This is a genomic window from Hyphomonas polymorpha PS728, from assembly GCF_000685315.1.
Lineage (GTDB): Bacteria > Pseudomonadota > Alphaproteobacteria > Caulobacterales > Hyphomonadaceae > Hyphomonas > Hyphomonas polymorpha.
On record NZ_ARYM01000001.1, the window covers coordinates 231,105 to 253,623 of the forward strand.

The window sequence follows — 22,519 nt, forward strand, 5'->3', positions numbered from 1 at the left end:
TGGGTTAAAGCTCCGCCCGGATGCTCCGGGAGAGTTTCAGCAAGCTGATTAAGCCCTTGTAAGGAGTTGGGCCGTCCTGACCTCCCGGCATGGTTGGCCGGGCGGCGCCCCTCGCTCGCCGGATTAACCAATCCCCGGCGCGCAGACGCGGTTGCGGCCCTTGGTCTTGGCCTCATAGAGGAATTTGTCCGCTTTCTGCATCAGTTCGCGGGCAGACATTCCCGGTTCGTATTTCGCCACACCGAAGGAAGCCGTCACGGCGGGCAGGGGCGCGGGTGCTCCTTCCAGCTGATGCACGGTCTTGCTCAAAAGGTGCTTGATGTTCACCAGCCGGTTATAGGCTTCCATAAGCTGGCTGCCGGGAAAGAGGATCGCAAATTCCTCGCCGCCATGCCGGGCCACCAGCCGCGGCTCATCCGCGCTGGACGAAATCAGCCGCGCAAAATTCTGCAGCACCACATCGCCGGCCTCATGCCCGAAGGTGTCGTTCAGCGCCTTGAAATGATCAAGGTCGGCCATCGCCACGCACAGCGGCTCGCGCGTGCGGGCGGCATGCTCGATGGCTTCTTCCAACGTCTTGTCAAAGGCGCGGCGGTTGGGAATGGAGGTCAGAGGGTCACGCAGGCTCTGGGTGCGTACTTCATCCAGCTGCTCGCTGAGGGTCGTGATGAGGCTCTGAGACCGGGCAAGGCCCTGGTTCAGCTCCTGCGTCATCGCGCTCATCCGGCGGTTTTCCTCGATCAGCCCGGAAACCAGCGAATTGAGTTGCTCGGGCGAGGCGGCGGCCTTGGGCAGGTCCTGCTCCAGCGTCGTCAGGGTGGCGGAAAAGGCCGAGTTCTGCTGCAGGCTGGTGCCGATCACGGCCAGCACTTCCTCAATCTCGTCGCCAATCGCCTGGCTGAGATCATGAGTTGCAAAAACGCTCTGCTCCTCGGCCAGATAGGCCTGGAACAGCAATTCGATATCATAGGCGGAAATCGTGTCCTGCCCCAGCAGCAACTCGTCAATCTCGGCTACCAGCGCCGGATCAGACTTCGTCGAATAGGCAAACCACACCGCATAGGCATTGGGGTAGGGCGCGGTCTTGTATTTCTCGCTGAGCTGAAACACCCGCACGGCAGCCTTGCACGCTTCTCGAAAATCCAGCTGGGCTCTGGGGTCAGAGGCAGTGGCCAGCGGGGTCCGGTCGATCAGTTGCGCGCCCATGTTGGGTCTATCCAGTCATTGTCAGATGTTATGTCGTACCAGAAGAGGGTTTGAGGACGGTTAATACCGGTTACGGTGTTTTTTTTTCGCCAAGGTTGCCGGGATTGTCCTGGATTGTCCGGATTGGCCAAATTCTGATCCTGAATACCGTTGCAGTATGTTTGGCGTTTTTTGGAGGTTTCCGGACAAAACCCCAATCGCGCAGCCCTGTCCAACAGGAATCTGCCCAAATCTGCAGCAAACACGCAGAAAAACTCTATTTCTCCACCCCCTCCGCAGACGGACGTATGCTTCAAGGTATACCTTTGGCTAGAGCTGCGCTGGATCTTCAAACGTCAGGGTGCCGAACTCCGTACCCTGCTGATCTTGTTCGCAAAATTGGGCCACATCCACATCGTCCAGGTCGGCGGCCCTTGGCGGGCTTAGAGGAAACCTGCCGCCGAAAAGCCAAGCTGGGACGACCTCGTATGGGAGCCCCCCCTGCCATCCCGGAAAATTGCGCAAGCGATTCTCCGGGACCTTTTCTCAGCGCTTTCCCTGCCCCCCTCAGCCTATCCCGGCACACTCGGCCTCTCGCCCTCCGGCCGGGACAACAGCTTCACCCCCCCAAAAAAACGGCCGCGCTCCTGCGCATTCCGGTCCTTCATACTGCCTCAAACGCGCCGCTTCCCGCCATCCTGCAATCGGTTTACCATGCGCCAAACGCTGGGAGGCGCGGCCATGACCTATCTCATTCTGGGGATCATCATCTTTTTCGGAGCGCATCTGTTCAGCGCCTTCCGCAGCCGCGCGCCGGGGAAGGATCTGAAAGCCCGTCTCGGATACGGTCCTTTTATGGGGCTCTACAGCCTGGTCTCGGCGGTCGGTCTTGGGATGATGATCTGGGGTTTTGGTGCCGCCCGGCCCGCGCCCATCCTCTACAGCCCGCCCACCGGCCTTGCCCATCTCAACCTTGCCCTGATGCTGCCGGCGATGATCCTGCTGGCCGCCGCCTATCTGCCCACGGGCCGCATCAAGAAGGCGGTAAAGCACCCGATGCTGGCTGCGGTGAAAATCTGGGCGCTGGGCCATCTGCTGGCCAATGGCGAGCTCAATTCGGTCCTCCTCTTCGGCAGCTTCCTCGCCTATGGGGTGATTGACCGGATTGCCGTTAAAAAGCGCGGCGATATCGGCCCCGGCCCGGACGCGCCGGTTTCCGCCATCGGGGATATCGGCGCCGTGGTCATTGGGGCAGGGGCGTATGCGGTGATCCTCCTCTGGCTCCACCCGATCCTCTTCGGCATGCCCGCGCTGCCACAGTAACTGGCCGGGCAAAGGCATTGCTTGCCCGGCTCGTTCCGACCGGGTAATCGCAAGGCCATGTCAAAACAGACCCAGACGACCCGCAAGACTGTCAAGGACATCGCCGCCGCCAAGGGCGCGACGCCGCTTGTCATGTTGACGGCCTATGACGCCCCGACCGCCGCGATCCTTGATCCCCATTGCGACATTCTTCTGGTGGGCGACAGCCTCGGCATGGTGGTTCACGGCCTGCCCTCAACGGTCGGCGTCACAATGGAAATGATGATCCTGCACGGCCAGGCAGTCATGCGCGGCTCGCAAAGCGCCATGGTCGTGGTCGATATGCCCTTTGGTTCCTATGAGACGAACGCCGATCAGGCCTTCCTGAACGCCGTGCGGATCATGAAGGAAACCGGCTGCCAGGCCATCAAGATCGAAAGCGGCGCCTATGCCGCTGGCCAGATTGCTCACCTCGTTGAGCGCGGCATTCCGGTGATGGGCCATATCGGCCTGCGCCCGCAGGCGATCCATGTCGATGGCGGCTTCCGTGCCAAGGGCCGCACCGATGGCGAACGCGACCGGGTCATTGCCGAAGCCCGCGCCGCCGCCGATGCGGGCGCCTTCTGCATCGTTATCGAAGGGGTCGCCGAAGACCTTGCCGCCGAAATCTCGGCTGAAGTCAGCTGCCCCACCATCGGGATTGGCGCGTCGGCGGCCTGTGACGGCCAGGTTCTGGTGACCCAGGACATGCTCGGCCTGTTCGACTGGACGCCGAAATTCGTCCGCCGCTACGCCGATCTGCGGGCGGCGATCGACGCGGCCGCCGCAGAATATGCAGCAGATGTGCGCGCCCGGCGCTTCCCGGGCACGGCTGAAACCTACAGCCTGCGAAAACAGGGGGCTTAACAGCGCTGATCCGTTGCAGGCCCGCCTTGGGCCGTCTAGGTTCGCGCCCGAGTCCCCCAACAATCCCGCCGGAGCCCCTGCGTGAGCGACATTTTCACTGAAGTTGACGAAGGCATTCGCCAGGAAAAGCTGGGAAGCCTTTGGAAGAAGTGGCGGCCCTTCGTATATGGCGGGGTGGCGGCTCTGATCATCGGCGTCGCCGTCAACGAGTTTGTGCTCGCCCCCCAGGCCGAAGCGCGCCGCGAAGCCCGCGCACTGGCTCTGGAAAACGGTATCCGCGCGCTGGAAGACGCCCGCTATGCCGAGGCTGAAGAAGCCTTCACCAAGATCATGAACGAGGATGCCAAGCTCGCCCCGCTGGCGGCCCATTTCCTCGCTCAGACCAAGTATGAAGGCGGCGGGGATAGCGCTGGCGCGGCCGAGCTGCTCGCCTCGGTCGGCGGCGTTGAAGGCGGCCCGTATGAGCGCCTTGCCCTGCTGAAATCGGCCTACTTCAAGGCGGACGAGCTGAACCTGGCAGACCTCGAAACAACCCTCGGCAGCCTCGTGACCGATGATAGCACCGTCGGCGCCTTGGCGCGGGAACTGGTGGCAGCCAAGGCCTATGAGGCCGGCGATTTTGCCCGCGCCCGTACTGAATATAACCGCCTGCGCCTCGACGCTTACGCGCCGCAGGGGCTGGTCCGGCGCGCAGAGATCGCCCTGGCGGCAATCCCGGTGCAGACCGGAACTGAAGAAGCAACAGAGGCCGCGCCTGCCGAGACGGCACCGGCCGAGCCGCAGGAGACCGGCCAATGAAGTTTGCCCGCACCATTCTTGCCAGCACGACGCTGGCGGCTGCGCTCGCCCTGTCGAGCTGCAACAGCCTGCCAAGCTTTGGGAACAACAAGAAGGCGGAGCAGACCGCTGAAGAAAGAGCTGGCCGTCTGGCGATGGTGCTGGATGATGAGCAGGTAACGCCCGAGCCCGGCCTCGCCGGCGTGGCCATCGACCTGCCGCCGGCCCTAACGGTCGATGCCTGGCCCGAAGCGGGCGGCAACCCGGCCAAGGTTACCGGCCATATCCAGGCCGCGCAGGATCTGAAGATCGACTGGCGCCGCTCTGCCGGCAAGGGTTCCAACAAACGGTCAGCGCTGACCTCTTCCCCGGTCACCGATGGCAACCTCATCTATGTGCTCGATTCCCAGCAGACCGTGCGCGCCATGCGCCTGTCGGATGGCGGCGCGGTGTGGTCGGAACGGTTGAAAGGCCTCTCGAGCCGTGACAAGGCCGCCGTCGGTGGCGGCCTGGCGGTTTCCGGCGATACGCTGGTGGTCGCCAGTGGCTACGGCTATGTCGCTGCCTTGAACGCGGCAAATGGTGACGAAAAATGGAAGCGCCCGCTTGGTGCGCCTATGACCGGCTCGCCCACGATTGCTGATGGCCGTGTGTTCATCAATTCCAACAACAACGAAATCTTCGCCCTTGATCTGGCCACCGGCCAGACACTGTGGAGCGATCAGGCCATCTCCGAAACCGCCCGGGTGCTCGGCAGCCCCAGCGTTGCTGCGGTCGAAGAGTTCGTGATTGCGCCTTTCTCCTCTGGCGAGATCATTGCCTATCTGGCCTCCAATGGCCGCCGCCTTTGGACCGATGCGATCCAGCAGGCAGGCGGTTTCACGCCGATTTCCGAGATAAATGATATCGGCTCCCGTCCGGTCCTCGGGGCGGGCCTCGTCTTCGCCTCGAACCAGTCGGGCGCTACGGTGGCTATTGACGGCCGCACCGGCACCCGCGTCTGGGGCAAGACCGTCGGGTCCACCCGCGCGCCTGCCCTGGCTGGCCGCTACCTGTTCGTTGTCGGCATCAATGGCGAACTCGCCTGCCTCGACGCCCAGAATGGCGATGCTTTCTGGGTAACGGAGCTGCCGCAGTTCAAGAATGAGAAGAAAAAGAAGAACCGGATCAGCTATTCTTCCCCGATTATTGCCTCTGACCGGGTTCTGGTGGCCTCTTCAGAGGGGGAACTGCTTGCTTTCTCCACGCAGACGGGGCAGCAGACCGCTTCGCTGAAACTTGGCGATACGGTGTATCTTGAGCCCATCGCGGCTCAGGGTAAGCTTTACATCCTGACGGATAAGGCACGCCTGATCGCCATCAGATAATTCGGGCCGGGGCGACCCTCCGGCTCATAGCCGCTGCGGAGGGCGTCTGCCTTGCCATTGAAGCTCGCCATTGTCGGCCGGCCAAACGTCGGTAAATCGACCCTTTTCAACCGTCTGGTTGGAAAGAAGATTGCGCTTGTGGATGACCAGCCCGGCGTGACCCGTGACCGCAAGATGGCCGAAGGCCGCCTTGCCTCGCTGCCCTTGTCGCTGATCGACACTGCCGGCTTCGAGAATGTAAAGGATGACAGCCTGGAAGCGCGCATGCGCGCCCAGACCGAAGCGGCCATTGCCGAGGCCGATCTTGTGCTGTTCCTGGTTGATGCCCGCGTCGGGGTGACGCCGGAGGACGAAACCTTCGCTGCCCTTCTGCGCAAGGCAAACCTGCCGGTCGTGCTGGCGGCCAACAAGGCTGAAGGCCGCGCCGGGGAAGCGGGCGTGTTCGATGCGTTCAGCCTTGGCTTTGGCGAACCGGTGGGCCTTTCGGCCGAGCATGGCGAAGGGATGGCCGAGCTCTACGACGCTATCCGCAACGCCCTGGGCGAGGAAGCGTTTGAGCGTGCGCTGGAAGAGGCCGAACCCGACTATGCCGGCGGCGCCGGCGACGACATTCTCGACAAGCTTGCCCATATCGACATTGAAGACACAACGATGTCGGATGAGGAGCTGGTCGCCGCCATCGAGGCAGCCGATGTGGACACGCCGGCCGCGCCGGTGCAGGCAGACCGGCCAATCCGTCTGGCCATCGTCGGGCGGCCCAATGCCGGCAAGTCGACCCTGATCAATCAGCTGCTGCAATCTGACCGTCTGCTGACGGGTCCGGAAGCGGGCATCACGCGCGATTCCATCACCATCGACTGGGAATGGGAAGGGCGCCAGATCCGTCTTGTGGATACGGCAGGCCTGCGCCGCAAGTCCAAGGTTCAGGAACGGCTGGAGCGGATGTCTACCGCCGAGACCATCCGTTCCCTGAAATATGCAGACATCGTCGCGCTCGTCATGGACGCGCATGAGGCGATGGAGAAGCAGGATCTGCAGATCGCCGACCTCGCCCTGCGCGAAGGCCGGGGGCTGGTGCTCGTTATCTCCAAATGGGATACGGTTCAGGATACGGACGCTGCTGCGCGGCATATCCGCGACATGGCAAACCGCCTGATGCCAAATGCGGGTGGCGCGCCCGTGGTGTTCCTCTCCGGCCTGACCGGGCGCAATACCGAGAAGCTGATGCCGGCGGTGGTAAAGGTCTACAAGGACTGGACCGCGCGGGCGAAGACCGGCGACCTCAACCGCTGGCTGCGTCATACCGTTGAGCATCACCCGCCGCCGAGTGTGCAAGGCAAGCGGATCAAGCCGCGCTACATGGCGCAGATGAAGGCGCGCCCGCCCACATTCGTGTTGATTGCGTCTCGCGGGGATCAGATGCCCGAAGGGTACAAGCGGTATCTTGTGAACGGTATCCGCGAGGCGTTCGACATGCATGGCGTGCCGATCCGCCTGTTCGTGCGCCAGGGCAAGAACCCCTATGCCGGCAAGGTCGGCCCGGATGGCCCGCCGCGCTACAAGCGCCGCAACGAATAGCTGCCCGCTATCTCGTCAGAGATAGCTGTCCAGCCCGCGATCCTTCAGGGCTTGCACCACCTTGCCGACATCCTGCGCGCTGTTCTTCGAGGCGACGAGCACGCGCTTGCCATCGGCAACCACGACCAGGTCTTCCACGCCGACGAGTGCCACCAGTATGCCTTCAGCGGCATGAACGACGCATTCGCCCGCAGAGATGCTGACCGGCTCGGGTGAGTTTGTGCGGTCTGAAACGTCGCCGATCATGGCCCAGGTGCCAATGTCGCTCCAGGCGCAGTCGAGCGGGGCATAGACCGCGGCCCGCCGGGTTTGCTCCATTACGGCATAGTCGATCGACGTGCTGCGGATCGTGGCGAAGATGCCAGGATCCAGATAGAGGCGGGCGCCGTCGGTTTTCGCGGCGCGGAGCGCCTGCGTGGACGCGTCCAGAATATCTGGCGCAAAGGCTTCCAGTTCGGCCAGAAGCGTTCCGGCATCAAACAGGAAGATGCCAGCGTTCCAGCTGTATTGGCCGCTGGCCAGATAGCTGGCCGCAGTGGCGAGGTCCGGCTTTTCCTTGAACGCGGCGACGCGGGCGACTGATCCGGAAAGCGGCGCGCCGGCCTGAATATAGCCAAAACCGGTTTCAGGACGGCTGGCCGCGATGCCAAAAGTGGTGATGTAACCGGCCTGCGCGGTGGCAGCAGCTTCAAGGACCGCATCGATGAAGGTGGAGGGCCGCCCGATATAGTGATCCGACGGCACCAGCAGGCCAAGGCCACCGGGAAACCGGTCAGCAATCAGGCGCGCGGCCATGGCGGCAACGGCGGCGGTATTCCGGCCCATCGGCTCCAGCAGGATGGCCGAAGGTACGACCCCGATCTCAGCGAGTTGGGCTTCAATCAGGTCAGCATAAGCCGCATTGCCAATGATGATCGGCGCGGCAAAGGCCTCCGCACAGCCTGGCGCCCGGAAGCGCAGGACCGTTTCCTGGAACACCGTCTTGTTTGAAACGAGGCTGTGAAACTGCTTGGGGCGCGCCTTGTCAGATGCGGGCCATAGGCGCGTGCCCGCGCCGCCGCACATGATCACGGGATGGATATTCATACGTCACTCGCATCATTTGCTGCCAGACGGCGGACATGGCCGATCAGCGCGAGATATGCAACCTGCAGGCCGTTGAGAGGTTGAACCTGGCTCAGATGCCGCTTCCGGGCCCGTCCCAGATGCTGAGGAAACCGAGCTTGTCCAAATAGGCAAAGATTTCTTCGGCCGCTTCATCCGCCGTCCGGTCGGCCGTGCTGATGCGGATTTCCGGGTTCAGCGGCGGCTCATAAGGGCTGTCGATGCCGGTGAAATTGCGGATCTCGCCGGCGCGCGCCTTCTTGTAGAGGCCTTTGACATCCCGGCTTTCGGCCACTTCCAGCGGGGTGTCGACATGGATTTCGATGAACTCGCCCTCCGGCATCAGGCTGCGCGCGAGCTGGCGTTCGGCCCGGAAGGGAGAAATGAAAGAGACCAGCGTGATAAGGCCCGCATCCGACATCAACCGGGCCACATTGGCGACGCGGCGGATATTCTCCACCCGGTCGGCATCGGTGAAGCCGAGGTCGCGGTTGAGGCCATGGCGGACATTGTCGCCGTCCAGGATGAAGGTATGGCGGCCATAGGCGAAGAGGCGCTTCTGCAGCGCGTTCGCGATGGTCGATTTGCCCGAGCCGGAGAGCCCGGTGAACCAGAGCACGGCTGGACGCTGGCCTTTCTGCTCGGCGAGGGCATCCCGGCTGATGTCGAGCGCCTGCCAATGGATGTTGGACGCGCGGCGCAGGGCAAAGTCGACGAGGCCAAGGGCAACGGTGTCATTCGACTGGCGGTCAATCAGGATGAAGCCACCGGTTTCGCGATTGTCCTTATAGGGATCAAACGGGATAGGCTGGTCCAGCGACAGCGTGGTGACGACGATCTGGTTCAGCTCTGCCGTGCGCGCGGAAGTTTCCGCCAGCGTGTTCACCTCGATGCCATGCTTGGGCGCATTGACGGTGGCAGTGACCGTCTTGGTGCCTGCTTTCAGGATGTAGCGGCGGCCAGGGAGAAGCGGCTGCTCACTCATCCAGAGAAGGTGGACCTGGAACTGGTCAGACACTTCCGCAGGCTGATCGGCGGAGACGATCATATCGCCGCGCGAGGTATCGATCTCGTCGGCAAATGTCAGTGTGACAGACTGGCCGGAAACGGCTTCGTCCAGATCGCCGCCGGCCGTGACGATCCGGGTGATCGTCGTCTCGCGGCCAGACGGCAGGGAGCGGATCCTGTCGCCGGGTTTGATGCTGCCGCTGGCAATCTGGCCCGCAAAACCGCGGAAATCGAGGTTCGGGCGGCTTACCCACTGGACCGGCAGCCGGAAGGGGCGGCCAGCGCGCTCGTCTTCGATTTCCACCGTCTCGAGGTATTCGATGAGGCTCGGGCCGGTATACCAGGGCGTCTCGGGCGAACGCTCAGTCATGTTGGTGCCAGCCAGGGCAGACAGGGGAATGGGACGGATGCTGACTTTACCCGGCAAGCCTTCGGCAAAGGCCATGTAATCGGCCACGATCTCGTCGAACACATCCTTGCGATAGCCGACAAGGTCCATCTTGTTCACGGCCAGAACCAGGTGGCGGATGCCAAGCAGGCTGGCGATGAAGCTGTGGCGGCGCGTCTGGGTGAGCACGCCCTTGCGCGCATCGATCATCAGGATGGCGGCGTCGGCGGTGGAAGCCCCGGTTGCCATATTGCGCGTATACTGTTCATGGCCGGGCGTGTCAGCGACAATGAACTTGCGCTTCTGGGTGGCGAAGAAGCGATAGGCGACATCGATCGTGATGCCTTGCTCGCGCTCTGCGGCGAGGCCGTCGACCAGGAGCGCAAAGTCGATACTGTCGCCCTGGGTGCCGACCTTTTTGGAATCGTTTTCCAGTGCGGCCAGCTGGTCCTCGAAGATCATCTTCGAATCGTAGAGCAGGCGCCCGATGAGTGTGGACTTGCCATCATCCACCGAGCCGCAGGTGATGAAGCGGAGCAGGGATTTGTTCTCGTGCGCCTCCAGATAGGCGCCGATATCGGAGGCGATCAGGTCGTCATGGAGGCGCATCAGAAATAGCCTTCCTGCTTCTTCTTCTCCATCGAGGCGGACTGGTCCTTGTCGATTGCGCGGCCCTGACGCTCGGAGGTGGTGGTGAGGAGGATTTCCTGGATGACTTCGTCCAGCGTTGTTGCCGTGCTTTCGACCGCGCCGGTGAGCGGGTAGCAGCCAAGCGTCCGGAAACGGACGGATTTGACCTCGGCCTTCGCAGCGATCTCAGCGGGCACCCGGTCGTCATCGAGCATGATGAGGGTATCGTTCCAGGTCACCACCAGGCGGGACGCGGCGAGATAAAGCGGGACGAGTTCGATCTTCTCCCGGCGGATGTATTGCCAGATGTCGAGCTCGGTCCAGTTCGACAAGGGAAAGGCGCGCAGGCTTTCGCCCTTGTGCATTCTTGTGTTGTAGAGGTTCCAGATCTCCGGGCGCTGGCGTTTGGGGTCCCAGCGGTGACCAGCCGAGCGGAAGGAGATGATCCGTTCCTTGGCGCGGGACTTTTCCTCGTCGCGCCGGGCGCCGCCGAAGGCGGCATCGAAGCCATACTTGTCGAGCGCCTGCTTCAGCGCGGCGGTTTTCATCACATCGGTATGATAGGCCGAGCCGTGCGTGAACGGGCCAATGCCCTTGCGCACGCCGTCTTCATTCATGTGAACCAGGAGTTCCAGGCCCAGCTCCTTTGCCATCCGGTCGCGGAAGGCGATCATCTCGCGGAATTTCCAGCCGGTATCGACATGCAGAAGCGGAAAAGGGGGCCTCGCCGGATAGAAAGCCTTCATCGCCAGATGCAGCATCACGGCTGAATCCTTGCCGATGGAATAGAGCATCACCGGCTTTTCACATTCGGCCGCAACCTCCCGCAGGATGTGCATGCTTTCGGCTTCCAGCCGGTCTAGATGGGTCAGGTTGGGCAAGGCTACTGGTCCTGTTCTGGCACTCTGCGCGTTCCGTAGCGGGCCTTGTGGAGAGAAGGAAGGCTCTGTGACCGCTCCGCATTGACCCTTCAGTAAAGCTAAACGAAAGCAGGCGCGGCGCCAGACCGGAATCTGCCGCAATCGGTGTCACAAATGCACATAAATCGTCATTGTGCAGCCCGACTCCCGGGGTTTATGGAAACGGTCAAACCCATGGCAGAGCATTTGCTGGGCTGGACCAGAGAACCGGAGCACCGATCATGTGTGGTATCGTCGCGATTGCAGGCAAGGATGAAGTAGCAGGCCGGCTGGTCGATGGTCTGAAGCGGTTGGAATACCGCGGCTATGACAGCGCCGGCATCGCCGTGGCCGCCGCCGGCGGGGTCGAGCGCCGCCGCGCCAAGGGCAAGATCGTTAACCTCCAGGAGCGCCTGAACGAAAGCCCGCTCAAGGGCTTCACCGGCATCGCCCATACGCGCTGGGCCACCCACGGCGCGCCAAATGAGACCAACGCCCACCCCCACCAGTCCGGCTCAGTTGCCATCGTCCACAACGGCATCATCGAGAACTATCGCGAGCTGCGCGAAGATCTTGAGGCGCGCGGCCGCAAGTTTGAATCGGAAACCGACAGCGAAGTCATCGCTCAGCTGATCGACGCCTACATGGCCGAGGGCCACGACCCGGTGGCCGCCTTTGAAGCAGCGCTGAAGCATTTCGAGGGCGCGTTTGCCATCGCCGCCATCTTCGCCAATGATCCGGAACTCGTGATCGGCGCCCGGAAAGGCTCGCCGCTGGTGCTCGGCTATGGCGAGGACGAGATGTATCTCGGCTCAGATGCCATTGCGCTCGCGCCGCTGACGCGCGAGGTCACCTATCTGGAAGAGGGCGACTGGGTGGTGATGCGCCGCAGCGCCTTCGACATCCGCAATGTGCGCGGTGAGCGGGTGAACCGTCCGCGCGTCACCTCTGCGGTCAATGACGCGCTGATCGAACGCGGCGAGTATGATCACTTCATGCTCAAGGAAATCCACGAGCAGTCTGAATCGCTCGCCCGGTCGATCATGCCCTATATCAACCAGGCCGATCAGACGATCAGCATACCGGAAGCGGCGCGCTCCCTGTTTGCCGAGGCCGACCGCGCAGTTGCGATCGCCTGCGGGACGGCCTATTATTCTGCTTTCACTGCGAAATACTGGTTCGAGCAGCTTGCCCGCCTCGCCTTTGAGCCGGACATCGCCTCGGAGTTCCGCTATCGACGCCCGGTGCTGCCGGTCAAGGGCCTGTCGATCTTCGTCAGCCAGTCTGGTGAGACGGCCGATACGCTCGCCGCGCTGCGCTATTGCCGCGAAAACCGCACGCCGGCGATTGCCGTGGTGAACGTGCCGGAAAGCTCGATTGCCCGCGAAGCCGCCTCGATCGTGCCGACCCATGCCGGGCCGGAGATCGGCGTTGCCTCGACCAAGGCATTCACCGCGCAATTGTCCGTACTCGCCATTCTGGCGCTATCTGCCGCCAAGGCACGCGGACATCTGCTGCCGGGCGATGAGGTGAAATTCGTCCGTAGTCTGCTGGCCTTGCCGCGCAAGGTGACGCAGGCGCTGGAATCAGCTGCGCATATCAAGGAAATCGCCAAGCATATTTCCGGCAAGCGCGACATCCTTTTCCTGGGGCGGGGCCGGTACTATCCGCTGGCACTCGAAGGCGCGCTGAAGCTCAAGGAAGTGTCTTACATTCACGCGGAAGGCTATGCCGCAGGTGAACTGAAGCACGGGCCGATTGCGCTGATCGAGAAGGGCCTGCCGGTGATCGTCGTGGCGCCTAAGGACGAGCTTTTCGAGAAGACAATCTCGAATGTCGAGGAAGTGCGCGCCCGCGGCGCCGAGGTGATCCTGATCTCCGATGCCGCTGGCATCAAGGCAGCCGGCAAGCGGGCCGATCACGTGATCGAGCTGCCCGACGGCGACGAGATCTCGCTGCCCATCCTTTCGGCCATTCCGCTGCAGCTTCTGGCCTACTATGTGGCGCTGACACGCGGCACCGATGTCGACCAGCCGCGCAACCTCGCCAAATCGGTGACGGTGGAATAACCTGCGACTTCCGGAATCAGGCGCAAGAGCAGGGCAGTGGTATCGATCAGCGAAATAGAAGAGCGCATTCTCCAGACGCTCTCGGAGAAGGGGCCGCAGCTTGGCAAGGAGCTGGCCTTTGCCATGTCGGATATTCCGGTGCTGGCGTTGTGGCAGGCCTGCTTCCGGAGCCAGTCTTTCCTGATCTCACACTTTGCGAGCTACTATCTGCGCTATGATATCACCCGCGAGGACCAGGTGCGGCTCAGCCCCTCGATCCTGCGGGACTTCCTGTCCTTTACCCTCTTCGGCCTGCCGGGGCAGCGCGAGCAGATGATCGAGCGGCAGGGATCACTCTCCAACATGCACCGCGAGATCAGCCGCGAGAAGATTGCGCTGGCCCAGTCGGCCATGAAAGCGGTGTTCCTGAAGCTTACCCGCGAAACCCGCAGCCAGCTTTGCGCCTTCATCGCCGGCGACCTTGCCTATTTCCTTGCCCATAACGAGCCACGCGAGCATGCCGCTTCCGGCGAGATGGTAAAGGGATCAGATGTTGATATCGTCATTATCCTCTCCGACGCGCTGCCCGAAGACGTGAAGGAGACCATTGACGGAGAAATGGTACGCCTCAAATCGATCTACCTGCGCCACCCGGATTATCGCCAGGAGATCGACTTCATTACCAAGCGCCAGTCGGTCATGGAACGCCAGTTTGGCTATGGGGATATCCACGACAAGATTGCCAGCAAGATTGCCTATGAATCGATGTTTCTCGGGGGATCGCTGACGCTTTACATGGAGGTTCGCGAGGCAATGTCGCGCCTTGGGGTCGATAAGCTGATTGAGGCGGATTTCGATCATGCGCTCAAGGACCGGAAGAACGCCATGCGCAAGCTGCTGCATGTCGACGCCACCACGATCGATGATGAGACCCGCTCGCTGTTCTATTTCTCTCAGGAACGCGTAGAGTTTTCCTGACACAGGCTGAAACCAAGTGTGACTGGAAAGCGCGCGCAAGGCGCGCCAAACAGCGCCGGCAAGCCCTTGCCGGCTCAAGATCAGGATACCGGACCCATGCAATTCATCGACCTTCAGGCCCAGCGCCGCCGCATCGAAAGCCAGATCAATACGGCTGTGCAGCGTGTCATCGAGAGCGGGCGGTATGTTCTTGGCCCGGAAGTGGGAGAGCTGGAGAAACAGCTGGCCGCCTGGTGCGGGGCGAAGCATGCGGTCTCCTGCGCCAATGGCACGGACGCGCTGGCGCTGGCGCTGATGACCTGGGCGCTGAAGCCGGGTGACGCGGTATTCTGCCCGAGCTTTACCTTTGTGGCGACCGCGCAGGTGGTTCCCTGGCTCGGGGCGACGCCGGTGTTCGTGGATATCCACGCCGACACCTACAATATGGACCCGGCGAGCCTGGAAGCGCAGATTGCGCGGGTGAAGGCGGAAGGCAAGCTGACGCCGAAGGTGGTGATTGCGGTCGACCTGTTTGGTCAGCCAGCGGACTATCCGGCCATCAAGGCGATTTGTGACCGCGAAGGGCTGAAACTGATTTCGGATACCGCGCAGGGGTATGGCTGCACGCTGAATGGGCGGCATCCCTCCGATTGGGCCGACATTGCCACGACAAGCTTTTTCCCGGCCAAGCCGCTTGGCTGTTACGGGGATGGCGGGGCGATAGTGACCAATGACAGCGCGCTGGCCGAGCTGATCGAGTCGCTGCGGGTTTACGGCAAGGTGACCCCGACAGACGCCGCGCAGCGCAACTTCCATCATGACCCGAAATACCTGTCGCTCCGGGTGGGGATGAACTCGCGTCTGGACACGATCCAGGCGGCGATCCTGCTGGAGAAGCTCAAGATATTCGCCGATGAGATCGAGAAGCGCGAGGCAGTTGCCGGGCGCTATACGCAGGCCCTGGAAGGCAAGATACGCCGTGTACCACATGTGATCGAGGGCGGCCAGTCAGTCTGGGCGCAGTATGTGATCGAGCATGAAAGCCGCGACGGCCTGCAGGCGCATCTGACGGCGCAGGGCATTCCGAGCATGGTTTATTATCCCGTGCCGATCCACCAGCAGGATTTTGCCGGGCGTTTTGCGCCGGCGGAGGGAACTCTGCCGGTCACTGAAACGGCGAGCCGGCATGTGCTGGCCCTGCCGATGCATCCTTATCTGGGGGCTGAGGATCAAGACCGGGTGATCGAGGCGGTGCTTGGCTTTAACGGGTGACCAGACCGTCAGAGGATCGAACCTTAAAACCCGAACCAAAAGGGCCGCTTTCAACAGGATCTGTGTCTTGGTTCCTGAAGGACGCGAATAATGAGGTGAGCCGACGCAACGGCAGCTGTTTGGAGACATTGACTGGCAGAGCAGGGATGCTCTTTTTTGGTAAAGACTCGTTGTCAGTGCATGCTAAGTTCACCGTCTCTGCTGCATAGGGCGCCCGCGTCGGCCATCTGGGCTCATCAGTTACGGGGCGGCGTCACGTCTCGCGTGCAGTGTCAGCTTTCAGCCTACTGATTTTATTTCGGGCAAGGGCTTCTACCAACTCCTGAAGTGTTGCCGCACGACTGCCCAGCCAGGCCAGCTCTTCTTCCGTTATGATATAATGCTCCGAATACCGTGCATCGATATATCCGCGCTTGAGCAGTTCAAACAGCCGCCGCTCGTGCTTTGTCTCACGCGGCCAAACAGCGATCAGATCCGGGGCGATCTGCTCTGCGAGGGAGCGCAGGAATTTGATGCTGTGCGTCGATGGTGAGTAGTTCGTCTCTACAAGGAGGAGGCAGGTGTAGAGACGCTCCACTGCCTGATGGAGCATGAACGCAGCATCATTGTAGCGCTTAGCTTTGAGGCCAAATTCGAAGAATTCGAAGGCGCTTCGAACGCCCTCCATACGCTGCTCAAAATGCTTCTCAGCCGTCGCCAGCGCCTCCTCCGCCGTCTGCGGCTGAGGCGTCACGAAGGGTATGCTGCCCTTGAGATCGTAGAGCGCAATGCCTTCTTTGATAATGTCGGTGAAGAAGTACTGGCCTTCGCGCAGCGCGTTGTTCACCTCCTCCAACGTGTGGACAATGAAATTGACCGGTGTCCTGATCCCTGTCTCCCGCATGATCCGGTCTTCGGCGCGGTACCAGTAGGTGGCGAAGTCCACGACGCTCTGCTGGTTGACGACGATCAGCAGGTCATAATCGCTGAGGTAGCCTTTGGCGGTATGGGGCTCGTCCACCCAGCTCCCGCGCGCATAGGACCCGAACAGGATGACCTTGAGGATGCGGCCTTGCTTCTTCTTCGGCGAAGAAGCGCCCGCCGTGGCGTCGGCGAACTCCTCGAACAGGATTTCAGTTACGCGGGCGAGTTCGCGCTGCTTGCCATGAGGGAGATGGTCGAGGTCGGTTCGCATCGCTTGCATATTAGGCATGGCTGCACTTTGTGCAAAGCGTCAATTCCTTGCCCGGTTGAAAGTTTCGGTGACTCGGATGGGGCCAGCTTGCGTCAGCAGGGTACTTTAATGGCTCTGGCGAGGTGTGTGAGCCCAAAAGAAAATGGCCGCTCCCCCGGAGGGAAGCGGCCTGCTTCATTGGAAAAGATAATCAGTTTACCAGGCGCTTCAGCTCGCTGGCGAGGTCGGTTTTTTCCCAGGTGAAGGTGCCATCCGTGCCCGGAGTGCGGCCGAAATGGCCGTAGGCGGCGGTCGGCCCGTAGATCGCATTAGCAAGCTTCAGATGCGTCCGGATGCCCTTGGGCGAGAGGTCAAAGAGTTCGCGAACGGCTTTGGCGATACGGGCTTCGTCGGCCTGGCCTGTGCCATGGGTGTCGACATAGATCGACAGGGGCTGAGCAACACCGATCGCGTAGGAGACCTGGATGGTGCAACGGCTGGCGAGGCCGGCGGCCACTATGTTCTTGGCCAGGTAGCGTGTTGCGTAGGCCGCCGAACGATCGACCTTGGAAGGATCCTTGCCCGAAAACGCGCCGCCGCCATGGGGGGCTGCGCCGCCATAGGTGTCGACAATGATCTTGCGGCCGGTAAGGCCGGTATCCCCATCCGGGCCGCCGATGACAAAGCTGCCGGTCGGGTTGATGTAGAACTTGTCTTCCGGGGGGAACCAGCCCTCCGGGAGGACTTCCTTGACGACCGGCCGGATGATCTCGCGCAGCTCGTCCTGGCTGACACCGGCCTTGTGCTGGTGGGAGACAACGACGGCATTGACGCCAACCGGGCGCGAGCCTTCATACTGCAGCGTGACCTGGCTCTTTGCATCCGGCTCCAGCTGCGGGTTCTGGCCCGAATGGCGCAGCCCGGCGAGCTTCTGCAGGATCTGGTGGGAATAGACGAGAGTGGCGGGCATCAGCTCCGGCGTCTCGTCGGTGGCATAGCCAAACATGATGCCCTGGTCGCCGGCGCCTTCTTCCTTGAAGAGGCCCTGGCCTTCTTCGACACCCTGGGCGATCTCCGCAGACTGTCCGTGAACGTAATTGTCCACGGTCATGTTCTGCCAATGGAAACCTTCCTGCTCGTAGCCGATCTTCCTCACGACAGCGCGGGCGGCTGCATTCATTTCTTCGGGCGTGACCACGGCGCCATTATTGGTGCGCACTTCCCCGGCCAAAACCACGCGGTTGGTGGTGCAGAGGGTTTCGACAGCTACTTTCGACGACGGATCCTTCGTCAGGAACAGGTCGACGATAGCGTCCGATATCTGGTCGGCGACCTTGTCGGGGTGGCCTTCGGCAACGCTCTCGCTGGTGAACTCATGGGACTTCAGGGGCATTCTGGGGCTCCTAATGGGAACGGGCGTTATCGGGCGAAGACGACGGTGCGTCCGGAATTGAGGAATATGCGATGCTCTGCATGGGCCTTGACGGCCCGCAGGAGCGCGATCCCTTCAATGTGGCGGCCGGTTTCGATCATGTCTTCCGGCGTGAAGGTGTGGTCGATGGTTTCAGTGGCCTGGGTGATGATCGGGCCTTCATCCAGGTCTGCGGTGACATAATGGGCGGTTGCGCCAATGACCTTCACGCCGCGCGCATGGGCCTGGTGATAGGGCTGGGCGCCCTTGAAGCCCGGCAGGAAGGAATGGTGGATGTTGATGACGCGGCCTTCCAGGCGGCGGCAGGCCTCCTCGCTGAGCACCTGCATGTACCGGGCCAGGACGACCAGTTCCGAGCGCGTCTCCTGGATGATTTCATAAAGGCGGGTTTCAGCTTGTGCCTTGCTGGCCGTCGTGACGGGCACATGAAACCAGGGCAGGCCCCAATGGGCAAAGGTGGATTTCAGGGAGTCGTGATTGGACACGATCCCTGTGATCTCGATAGGCAGTTCGCCCCGGCGGGCAGCGTAGAGCAGTGTGTTGGCGCAATGGTCCGACTTTGACACCATCAGCAGGGTAGGGAGTTTTTCATCCGATGGCCGGATCAGCCAGTCGGCTTCAATCTCGGCCGCAAGGGGCGCCATGGCCCCTTTGACTGCGTCCAGGGATCCGCCATTGCCCGGCGGGCTGAACACCAGCCGGGCAAAGAAGCGGTTCGTCTGCGGATCTCCGAAAGTGCGTGAGGTAATGATGAAACAGCCATGCTCTTCCATCAGCCGGGCAAGGCTGGCCACCAGGCCAACCCGGTCCGGGCAGTTCAGGGTGAGGATAAAGGTTTGAGACAAGGGCTGCTCTCCCGCCGCCAGATCAATAGCGATAATGGTCTGGTTTGAAGGGGCCGCTGGTTTCAACGCCGATATAGGAGGCTTGCTCGCCCGACAGTTCGGTTAGTTTCACGCCCAGTTTCCCAAGATGCAGACGGGCCACTTTCTCGTCCAGATGCTTGGGGAGGGTGTAGACCTTGTTGGCGTACGCGCTGCCGCGGGTCCAGAGTTCGATCTGGGCCAGCGTCTGGTTGGTGAAGGAGGCCGACATCACGAAAGACGGGTGGCCGGTGGCGTTGCCAAGGTTCACGAGGCGGCCTTCGGAAAGAAGGATGATGCGCTTCCCGTCCGGGAAGGTGATCATGTCGACCTGCGGCTTGATGTTGGTCCACTTAAAATTCTTCAGGCCATCGACCTGAATTTCATTGTCGAAGTGGCCGATATTGCAGACGATCGCCATGTCTTTCATGGCGCGCATGTGATCGACCTTGATGATGTCCTTGTTGCCGGTGGCGGTGACGAAGATGTCAAACAGCGGGGCGGCTTCCTCCATCGTGGTGACTTCATAGCCATCCATTGCGGCCTGCAGGGCGCAGATCGGGTCGACTTCAGAGACGGCGACACGTGCGCCCGAGCCCGAGAGGGAGGCAGCCGAGCCTTTGCCGACGTCCCCATAACCGGCGACGAAGGCGCGCTTGCCGGCCATCATCACATCGGTGCCGCGGCGGATGGCGTCAACGAGGGATTCCTTGCAGCCATATTTGTTGTCGAATTTCGACTTGGTGACCGAGTCGTTGACGTTGATGGCCGGGAAGGGCAGTTCGCCCCGCTTTTCCATCTGGTAGAGGCGGTTGACGCCCGTGGTGGTTTCTTCCGAAACGCCCTGAATGCCGGCTTTGGTCCTGGCGAACCAGCCAGGGCTGGCGGCAATCCGCTTCCTGATCTGGGCGAAAAGGATTTTCTCTTCTTCCGATTGCGGATTTTTCAGGACCGACGGGTCGGCTTCGGCCTTTTCGCCGAGGACAAGGTAGAGCGTTGCGTCGCCGCCATCATCGAGGATGAGGTTGGGGGCGCCGCCGTCATGCCAGTGGAAAAGGCGGTCGGTATAGTCCCAGTATTCTTCGAGTGTTTCGCCCTTGTAGGCCCAGACAGGGGTGCCGCCCGCGGCGATGGCGGCGGCGGCGTGGTCCTGCGTCGAGTAGATGTTGCAGGAGACCCATTGGACGTCGGCGCCGAGCGCTTCGAGCGTCTGGATCAGCACGGCAGTCTGGATCGTCATGTGCAGGGAGCCGGCAATGCGCGCACCCTTCAGCGGCTGGCTGGGGCCGAACTCTTCGCGCGCTGCCATGAGACCCGGCATTTCCGTCTCGGCGATCGCGATCTCCTTGTTGCCGAACTCGGCCAGGGAGATGTCCTTGACGAAATAGTCCTTCGGGAGGGCTTTGGCGGTCATATCAACGATCCTTTATATCTTTTTCAGCCGGTATCACGTGTGCCTCGCGGGTGCAACTGCGGGGCAGGGGGCTGCAGGCTGGCGGGCTTCAGTTTGTTGGCTGGAAGGCGGCAGCAAGCTGTGACAAAAGGCACCCGGCCGGGGATGAGCCAGGAAGGAAGCCCATGTCGATTAAAGTCGAACCGCTGAAGATTGCAGATGTCTTGCTGGTGACGCCCCAGCGCTTCAGGGATGATCGCGGCTTCTTCAGCCAGACCTATAGTGCCGCGCAGTTCAAGGCCGCGGGGATTGATGCTGATTTCGTCCAGGACAATCATTCCTTGTCGCGTCAGGCTGGCACAGTGCGCGGTCTGCATTTCCAGGCGCCGCCCTATGCCCAGGCCAAGCTGGTGCGGGTTTTGCGCGGCGCCATTGTCGATGTGGCCGTCGACATTCGCAAGACTTCGCCAACCTATGGCAAATGGGTGAAAGCGGAGCTCTCGGCGGAGAACGGCGTGCAGATCTTCGTGCCCCGGGGATTCCTGCATGGCTTCGCAACGCTCCAGCCGGACACCGAGATCGCCTACAAGGTCGATAATCCCTACTCGAGGGAGGCTGACGGAGCAGTCCTCTGGAATGATTCGGCCCTGGCGATCGACTGGGGCATCGATGCGGCGTCGGCGATCCTGTCGGAGAAGGACGCGAGCGCGCCGGCGTTCGGCAGCTTCTCTTCTCCCTTCTGAACGTTTGCCCGGCCTGCCTAGCTGCGGACAAGGCGGCAGGTCGCGGTATCAAGGGCGTAGTACTGGCGCTGGCCGGACGGGCTGACGATCACCGCGCCCTGGCCGGTACAGACCGCGGCGGGTGAAAAGATCAGCGGGGTGGGGAAGTTGACCTGCCAGCCCTCAGGCAGTCTCCGCAGGCCGCCAGCGGCGGTGCCATCGGCCAGGACGACCAGCTGCCCGAGGGTGACCGCGCGCTCCCGCGAGCCTTCGATCTCGTCGACCAACATCCGGAACTTCGCCTGGCTATCGAACCGTTCCACCATCTCTACGGCACCTGGCACGATGATGGTGCCAGCGAGGGCAAGGATAGAGAGGCTCACGACGATTTCGATCAAACTGTAACCGGTTTCCCTCTCGGGTTGATGGCAAACCCCGTTACCGGAGGCGGCCAGCGGAGGCATATGGGGCAGCTTGCCGTCCATTTATCAGTTCGCGGCTGGAAAGAGCGTAAGGGTCCGGGCCTGCCCCCCGCGTTCCAGCGTGACTTCATTGTCGGTGATCGTGGCGACACGCCATTCAGTCGAGGTTGTCTGGCCGGCAGAGAGGCGCACCGGAAGGGGTTTGCCTTCATCGATCATGGCTATCGCCTTGCCGTTGAGCCGCGCGATCGCGATAAGCTTGAGGGGTGGTTCGGCAGTGGCCTCTGCACCGGCAGGGCGCGCCTGTTCAGGCGCCTTGCCGAACAGGGACAGGCCGGCAAGGTCAAAGACGATCCGATCCCGGGAGCCTGAATAGTCTGCCGGCACAGGCGGGGAAGACCAGGAGGCGAGCAGGCTGTCAGCCTCCGGCATCAGGTCGACTCGCGGATCGAGGAAGCCGGCGAGGCCCGAGAGGCCAGCTGCTGCGGCGATCGCCATGGCCGGAAGGAGGGTCTGCATCCGCGCTCCCATCTCAGCCCGCCCGGAAGGGTGCTAGCCCTTCAATCTTGATGGTCACGCCGCCCGATCTCTGGGCGGCAAGCTGCACGTCTGTCACGAGCAGGTCGGGCCGCGCGGTTCCGAGGCCGGCGGCGAGCGTGTGGAAGCTTCCCGGCGGCATCTCGCCGGAGACACTGAAACGCAGGAATGTCAGCTCGCCGCGCCGGAGCGGTTCCGGGCTGACAGTCATCTGAAGTTTTGCGACCCCAGCCTCGTTACAGAGGCCGCGCAGGGTGACCTCAAGCTGCGCGGCGCCCACGCCTTCCGATACCGCCGTCCATATGTGCCCTTCCCAGGTGGCCTGGGCGCTACGGGCTTGCTCAAGCCGCTTGGCCCAAGTCTCCTCGGCTGAACTGTCCGACAGGAGCGCTAGGTCCCCGGCCGTGCGGCGGGCCTCGACCCTCAGTGCCTCGACCGAGCCGATCAGGGTGCGCAGACCGAAGATGCAGAGCAGCAGTGCCAGGACGACCACCCCGTAGCGGGCCGCCGGGGTCATCTGGGTTTCGATGCGTGCCCGCAGGGTCGTGGCGGGGGAGGAGGTGTCGCTCATGAGTT

General features: G+C 62.0%; 20 protein-coding genes. 9 read left to right on the forward strand and 11 right to left on the reverse strand.

What is annotated here, in order from left to right:
• Positions 1–123: 123 nt before the first annotated feature.
• Positions 124–1,206 (reverse strand): GGDEF domain-containing protein, encoded by a 1,083-nt coding sequence (locus tag HPO_RS01175; protein ID WP_035593423.1) that lies wholly within the window; start codon positions 1,204–1,206, stop codon positions 124–126.
• Between the two features lie 720 nt (positions 1,207–1,926).
• Between HPO_RS01175 and HPO_RS01185 the strand changes: the two genes are divergently transcribed.
• The 5 genes from HPO_RS01185 to der all read left to right on the forward strand — a co-directional run bounded on the left by HPO_RS01185 (position 1,927) and on the right by der (position 7,115).
• On the forward strand, positions 1,927–2,508 hold the full coding sequence (locus HPO_RS01185; protein WP_035593427.1) for an NnrU family protein: 582 nt from the start codon (positions 1,927–1,929) through the stop codon (positions 2,506–2,508).
• Positions 2,509–2,565: 57 nt separating this feature from the next.
• Positions 2,566–3,393: a 3-methyl-2-oxobutanoate hydroxymethyltransferase gene (panB, locus tag HPO_RS01190; RefSeq protein WP_035593429.1), complete on the forward strand. Its 828-nt coding sequence runs from the start codon at positions 2,566–2,568 to the stop codon at positions 3,391–3,393.
• A gap of 81 nt (positions 3,394–3,474) precedes the next feature.
• Entirely contained in the window at positions 3,475–4,191 is a 717-nt protein-coding gene (locus tag HPO_RS01195) for a hypothetical protein (protein ID WP_035593432.1), read from the forward strand.
• Positions 4,188–5,537: an outer membrane protein assembly factor BamB family protein gene (locus tag HPO_RS01200; protein ID WP_035593434.1), complete on the forward strand. Its 1,350-nt coding sequence runs from the start codon at positions 4,188–4,190 to the stop codon at positions 5,535–5,537. The genes HPO_RS01195 and HPO_RS01200 overlap by 4 nt, the downstream gene beginning before the upstream one ends.
• 51 nt (positions 5,538–5,588) lie before the next feature.
• Positions 5,589–7,115, forward strand: coding sequence for a ribosome biogenesis GTPase Der (der, locus tag HPO_RS01205; protein WP_035593437.1), 1,527 nt, complete (start codon positions 5,589–5,591; stop codon positions 7,113–7,115).
• A 15-nt stretch (positions 7,116–7,130) separates the two neighbouring features.
• On the opposite strand, the gene HPO_RS01210 is transcribed toward der, so the two are convergent.
• From HPO_RS01210 to cysD, 3 genes are all read right to left on the reverse strand, one after another.
• Positions 7,131–8,201 (reverse strand): mannose-1-phosphate guanylyltransferase, encoded by a 1,071-nt coding sequence (locus HPO_RS01210; protein ID WP_035593439.1) that lies wholly within the window; start codon positions 8,199–8,201, stop codon positions 7,131–7,133.
• 91 nt (positions 8,202–8,292) lie between these two features.
• Entirely contained in the window at positions 8,293–10,224 is a 1,932-nt protein-coding gene (cysN, locus tag HPO_RS01215) for a sulfate adenylyltransferase subunit CysN (protein WP_035593443.1), read from the reverse strand.
• Complete coding sequence (cysD, locus tag HPO_RS01220) at positions 10,224–11,084, reverse strand: sulfate adenylyltransferase subunit CysD (protein WP_051612141.1); 861 nt, start codon at positions 11,082–11,084, stop codon at positions 10,224–10,226. The genes cysN and cysD overlap by 1 nt, the downstream gene beginning before the upstream one ends.
• A gap of 302 nt (positions 11,085–11,386) precedes the next feature.
• Here cysD and glmS point away from each other — a divergent pair, with 302 nt between their 5' ends.
• The 3 genes from glmS to HPO_RS01235 all read left to right on the forward strand — a co-directional run bounded on the left by glmS (position 11,387) and on the right by HPO_RS01235 (position 15,421).
• Positions 11,387–13,213: a glutamine--fructose-6-phosphate transaminase (isomerizing) gene (gene glmS, locus HPO_RS01225; RefSeq protein WP_035593447.1), complete on the forward strand. Its 1,827-nt coding sequence runs from the start codon at positions 11,387–11,389 to the stop codon at positions 13,211–13,213.
• Positions 13,214–13,249: 36 nt separating this feature from the next.
• Complete coding sequence (locus HPO_RS01230; protein ID WP_035593449.1) at positions 13,250–14,170, forward strand: hypothetical protein; 921 nt, start codon at positions 13,250–13,252, stop codon at positions 14,168–14,170.
• A gap of 96 nt (positions 14,171–14,266) precedes the next feature.
• Entirely contained in the window at positions 14,267–15,421 is a 1,155-nt protein-coding gene (locus HPO_RS01235) for a DegT/DnrJ/EryC1/StrS family aminotransferase (RefSeq protein ID WP_035593451.1), read from the forward strand.
• A gap of 253 nt (positions 15,422–15,674) precedes the next feature.
• Here the strand turns inward: HPO_RS01235 and HPO_RS01240 are convergent, their stop codons facing one another.
• The 4 genes from HPO_RS01240 to ahcY all read right to left on the reverse strand — a co-directional run bounded on the left by HPO_RS01240 (position 15,675) and on the right by ahcY (position 20,283).
• A complete protein-coding gene (locus HPO_RS01240; RefSeq protein WP_241767846.1) occupies positions 15,675–16,613 on the reverse strand; it encodes a HEPN domain-containing protein in 939 nt (312 codons plus the stop codon).
• 172 nt (positions 16,614–16,785) lie between these two features.
• Entirely contained in the window at positions 16,786–17,967 is a 1,182-nt protein-coding gene (gene metK / locus HPO_RS01245) for a methionine adenosyltransferase (RefSeq protein ID WP_035593454.1), read from the reverse strand.
• Positions 17,968–17,993: 26 nt separating this feature from the next.
• The gene (gene purU, locus HPO_RS01250) at positions 17,994–18,851 is read right to left on the reverse strand and encodes a formyltetrahydrofolate deformylase (RefSeq protein ID WP_035593460.1); all 858 of its coding nucleotides are present in this window, start codon (positions 18,849–18,851) and stop codon (positions 17,994–17,996) included.
• Between the two features lie 22 nt (positions 18,852–18,873).
• Complete coding sequence (gene ahcY, locus HPO_RS01255; protein ID WP_035593462.1) at positions 18,874–20,283, reverse strand: adenosylhomocysteinase; 1,410 nt, start codon at positions 20,281–20,283, stop codon at positions 18,874–18,876.
• A gap of 164 nt (positions 20,284–20,447) precedes the next feature.
• On the opposite strand from ahcY, the gene rfbC reads away from it, so the two are divergent.
• Positions 20,448–21,005: a dTDP-4-dehydrorhamnose 3,5-epimerase gene (rfbC, locus tag HPO_RS01260; protein WP_051612142.1), complete on the forward strand. Its 558-nt coding sequence runs from the start codon at positions 20,448–20,450 to the stop codon at positions 21,003–21,005.
• Positions 21,006–21,022: 17 nt separating this feature from the next.
• On the opposite strand, the gene HPO_RS01265 is transcribed toward rfbC, so the two are convergent.
• The 3 genes from HPO_RS01265 to HPO_RS01275 all read right to left on the reverse strand — a co-directional run bounded on the left by HPO_RS01265 (position 21,023) and on the right by HPO_RS01275 (position 22,514).
• The gene (locus HPO_RS01265; RefSeq protein ID WP_035593464.1) at positions 21,023–21,382 is read right to left on the reverse strand and encodes a pilus assembly FimT family protein; all 360 of its coding nucleotides are present in this window, start codon (positions 21,380–21,382) and stop codon (positions 21,023–21,025) included.
• 90 nt (positions 21,383–21,472) lie between these two features.
• Complete coding sequence (locus tag HPO_RS01270; protein ID WP_157532589.1) at positions 21,473–21,925, reverse strand: hypothetical protein; 453 nt, start codon at positions 21,923–21,925, stop codon at positions 21,473–21,475.
• 13 nt (positions 21,926–21,938) lie between these two features.
• Positions 21,939–22,514, reverse strand: coding sequence for a hypothetical protein (locus tag HPO_RS01275; protein ID WP_035593469.1), 576 nt, complete (start codon positions 22,512–22,514; stop codon positions 21,939–21,941).
• Positions 22,515–22,519 lie beyond the last annotated feature (5 nt).